Origin of the sequence: Actinomadura fibrosa, from assembly GCF_900659615.1 — a bacterium.
Classification (GTDB): domain Bacteria; phylum Actinomycetota; class Actinomycetes; order Streptosporangiales; family Streptosporangiaceae; genus Spirillospora; species Spirillospora fibrosa.
In genome coordinates this window covers 1-3497 of sequence record NZ_CAACUY010000460.1, presented here as the reverse complement: position 1 = coordinate 3497, position 3497 = coordinate 1, and the positions used below count along the sequence as shown (strand labels likewise).

Sequence of the window (3497 nt, the reverse complement as noted above, 5' to 3'; positions counted from 1 at the left end):
GTCGCCGCCACCCGCGGCGGCGACCCGGAGGACGCCGTCCGGCACGTCCGGTCGGCGGCCCTGGCACCGCCCGGCTGACCGCCACCACCCGGCTGACCGCAACGCCCGGTTGCTCGTCACCGCCCGGCCCGGCCGCCGGTCGGCCGCGCACCGGTCCGTCCCGCCCCGGAGGAGCCGCCTTGTCCGCTCTCCCATCGCATCCCGCTCCCGGCACCCGCGCCCTCGCGGCGCTCTTCGAGACCGTCGCGGCGGAGGCTCCGTCGGCGGAGGCCCTCGTCGACGGCGACGTGCGGCTCACCTTCGCGGAGTGGTGGCGGCGCTCGGGCATCGCCGCCGCCGCGCTCGCGGAGCTCGGCGCCGGAGCGGGCGACGTCGTCTGCCTCGTGCTGCCGTCGTCCGCCGACTTCGCCGTCTGCTACCTGGCGGGCCTGCGGCTCAACGCGATCGTGACCGCCGCCAACCCACGGCTCGGCGCCACCGAGATCGCGCACATCCTGCGCCGCACCGCGCCCGCCGTGACCGTCACCGATGACCCCGCGCGGCTCCCGCCCGACCGTCCGGACGGCGCCGTCGTCCGGCCCGGCGACCTGGCCGACGGTACAGCGGAGCTGGACGGGGTGGCGGCGTCGGCGCCCGGCGACCCCGCGGTGATCGTCTGGACGACGGGCACCACCGGCACGCCCAAGGGCGCCTGGTTCGACCACGAGGCCCTGCACACGATGGCGCGGAACATGGGCCCGCTCAGCGCGCCCGGCGACCGCAAGCTGATGCCGGTGCCGTTCGCCCACGCGGCCTTCATGACGCGGATCTACGACCAGCTCCTGTACCGGGCCGCGCTGGTGTTGACGGGCCGCGAGTGGACCGCGCGCGGCATGCTCGACCTGCTGGAGCGGGAGCGGGTCACGGTGGGGCAGGGCGTGCCGGCCCAGTGGGAGAAGCTCGTCGCGCTCGACGGGCTCGCCGAGGCGGACCTGTCGTCGCTGCGCCTGGTGTCGACCGGCGCCGGGCGCGTGCCGCCGTCCCTGGTCGAGGCGATGCGCGAGCGGCTCGGCTGCCCGGTGGTGGTCCGCTACGCCTCCACCGAGCTGCCGCTGTGCTTCGGCACGCGCTTGGACGATCCGGCGGGCGTCGTGTCCTCGACGGTCGGCCGCCCCCTCGGCGACGTCGAGGCCGAGATCCGCGCGGACGGCGGGCGGGTGCTCGCGGCGGGCGAGCCCGGCCGGATCCACGTGCGGTCGCGCGGGTCGATGCGCGGGTACTGGGGCGAGCCGGAGCTCACCGCGCGGACGATGGGCCCGGACGGCTGGATCGCGACCGGCGACCTCGGCTCGCTCGACCGCGACGGCACGCTGACGGTCATCGGGCGGGCCGACGACGCCTACATCCGCGGCGGCTACAACGTGCATCCCGCCGAGGTCGAGCGGGTGCTGCTCCGCCATCCCGCGATCCGCCGGGCCGCGGTCGTCGGCGGCCCGGCCCCGGTGATCGGCGAGGTCGGCGTCGCGTTCGCCGTGGCGGTCCCCGGGGCGCCCGTGCCCTCGACCGACGAGATACGGGCCTTCTGCCGGGAGCGGATCGCCGACTACAAGGCACCCGACCTGGTCGTCTGGGTCGACGACATCCCCGTCAACGCCACCTACAAGGTCGACCGGACGGAGCTGCGGCGGCGGGCCGCCGAGGCGGTGGCGCGGCAGGGCGTCAGGCGTACGCCTGGGCCTCGTCCGGATGCCCCGGGCGCCGCATCGCGTGCTCGATGAGCGCGACGAGGACCTCCTTCGCGGACTCGCGGCGGCGGGCGTCGCACAGGACGATCGGGACCTCCGGGGCGATGTCGAGCGCGTCGCGGATCTCCTCGGCGGTGTAGTCGTAGGCGTCCTGGAAGCGGTTCACCGCGACGATGAACGGGTCGGAGCGGTGCTCGAAGTAGTCGATCGCGGCGAAGCTCGCCTCGATCCGCCGCGTGTCGATCAGCACCACCGCGCCGAGCGCGCCCCGCGACAGCTCCTCCCACATGAACCAGAACCGGTCCTGCCCCGGCGTGCCGAACAGGTAGAGGACGGTCCCCTGGCTCAGCGTGATGCGCCCGAAGTCCATCGCCACGGTCGTCGTGGTCTTCTGCTCGATGCGCCGGATGTCGTCGACCCCGCTCCCGGCCTCCGTCATCAGCTCCTCGGTGTGCAGCGGGCGGATCTCGCTGACGGCGCCGACCAGCGTTGTCTTGCCCACGCCGAAGCCGCCCGCGACGAGGATCTTGTACGCCGAGCTCGGCCCGGCCGCGGGCGCGGGCTCAGTGTCGTCCCGGGGGTCGGTCCCCCCGACCCCCGGCTGAATACCGGGCTCAGTGTCGTCCCGGGGGGCGGTCCCCCCGACCCCCGGGGCTCCCGCCCGAAGAACAGGCTCAGAGGGCACGTAGGTCATCGCGGATCCTCCGCAGGGTGTCCATGTCGGGCCGGCCGACGGGGGCCGGGCGCGCCACCCCCAGCAGCCCGAGGTCCATCAGGTCGTCCGCCAGCACCTCGATCACCCCGACCGGCAGCGCCAGGTCGGAGGCGATGTCGGCGACCGTCGTCGGCCGCCGGCACAGGGCGAGCATCCGGTACTGCTCCGGCGACAGCCGCGTCCGCTCCGGGACGGGCCGCCCCGTCCCGGTGAGGATCGTCACGAGGTCGAGCCGCTCGCCCCGCGGGCCCGTGCGGCCGCGCGTGATGGCGTAGGGGCGGACGAGGGGCCCGGCGGCCTCGTCCACCCAGCGCTCGTGGCGGGAACCCATCGCGGGTCACCTGGCGCCGTGTCCCAGCGGGTCCGTTCTCGGCCGGGCGGCCAGATGCCGCCGGATGCGTTTGACCAGCATCGTCATCTCGTAGGTGACCAGCCCCGCGTGGGAGCCGGCCTCGCTGAGCACGGCGAGGCAGCTGCCCGTCCCGGCGGGCACGACGAAGAACAGGCCCTCGTCCAGCTCCATGATCGTCTGCCGTACCTCCCCGGAGTCCAGGTGCGGCTTCGCGCCGACCGCGACGCTGAAGAACCCGGCGGCCAGCGCGGCCAGGTACTCCGCCTCCTGCCGGGTCATGTCGCGGCAGGCGCCCATGACCAGGCCGTCCCGGGACAGCACCAGCGCCTTGCGCACCGGTCCCACCCTCGCGCGCAGGTCGTCGAGCATCCAGCCGAACTCGGCGGTGTTGTCCGGACGCGTCACGGTGTCCTCCCATCGGACGGGCTTCCCCATGGACTCTCGTCGACGTCGGCACGCCCGCGCTGCCAGCCGCCTTCGATGGAGTCCCACATGGCGCGGGTCTCCTCCGCCGACCGGGGCTCCCCGTCCCCGGCCTCGGTCTCGTCGCCGCCGTCCGTCCCGGGGTCCGCGGCCGCCGCGGCGGCGCGGGCCTCGATCGCCTCGCGCAGTTCCGGCGCGAGGCTGGCGAGCCGCCGCCTCCGCGTCAGGACGGGACGCTCCCCGGGCGGCGCCGGGTTCCGCCGCGCCCAGTCCGGGACGGGGT

5 protein-coding genes are annotated in these 3497 nt (G+C 75.5%); 1 reads left to right on the top strand and 4 read right to left on the bottom strand.

Annotated elements, in window-relative coordinates:
* Positions 1–179 precede the first annotated feature (179 nt).
* The gene (locus E1300_RS48520; protein WP_131764006.1) at positions 180–1757 is read left to right on the top strand and encodes a class I adenylate-forming enzyme family protein; all 1578 of its coding nucleotides are present in this window, start codon (positions 180–182) and stop codon (positions 1755–1757) included.
* Here E1300_RS48520 and E1300_RS48515 read toward each other — a convergent pair.
* The 4 genes from E1300_RS48515 to E1300_RS51075 all read right to left on the bottom strand — a co-directional run.
* Positions 1699–2250, bottom strand: a complete 552-nt coding sequence (locus E1300_RS48515) for a GTP-binding protein (protein ID WP_370786258.1) — start codon at positions 2248–2250, stop codon at positions 1699–1701. The genes E1300_RS48520 and E1300_RS48515 overlap by 59 nt on opposite strands.
* Positions 2251–2398: 148 nt before the next feature.
* On the bottom strand, positions 2399–2770 hold the full coding sequence (locus tag E1300_RS48510) for a DUF742 domain-containing protein (RefSeq protein WP_131764004.1): 372 nt from the start codon (positions 2768–2770) through the stop codon (positions 2399–2401).
* A 6-nt stretch (positions 2771–2776) separates the two neighbouring features.
* The gene (locus E1300_RS48505) at positions 2777–3196 is read right to left on the bottom strand and encodes a roadblock/LC7 domain-containing protein (protein WP_306440712.1); all 420 of its coding nucleotides are present in this window, start codon (positions 3194–3196) and stop codon (positions 2777–2779) included.
* Positions 3193–3497, bottom strand: a 305-nt coding sequence (locus E1300_RS51075) for a hypothetical protein (protein WP_165503340.1), incomplete at its 5' end; no start/stop codon positions are given. The genes E1300_RS51075 and E1300_RS48505, both read right to left, overlap by 4 nt.

Bases quoted from the DNA above. Each gene is read 5' to 3' on its own strand.
- E1300_RS48510 (WP_131764004.1), bottom strand. From the start codon at position 2,770: ATGGGTTCCCGCCACGAGCGCTGGGTGGACGAGGCCGCCGGGCCCCTC.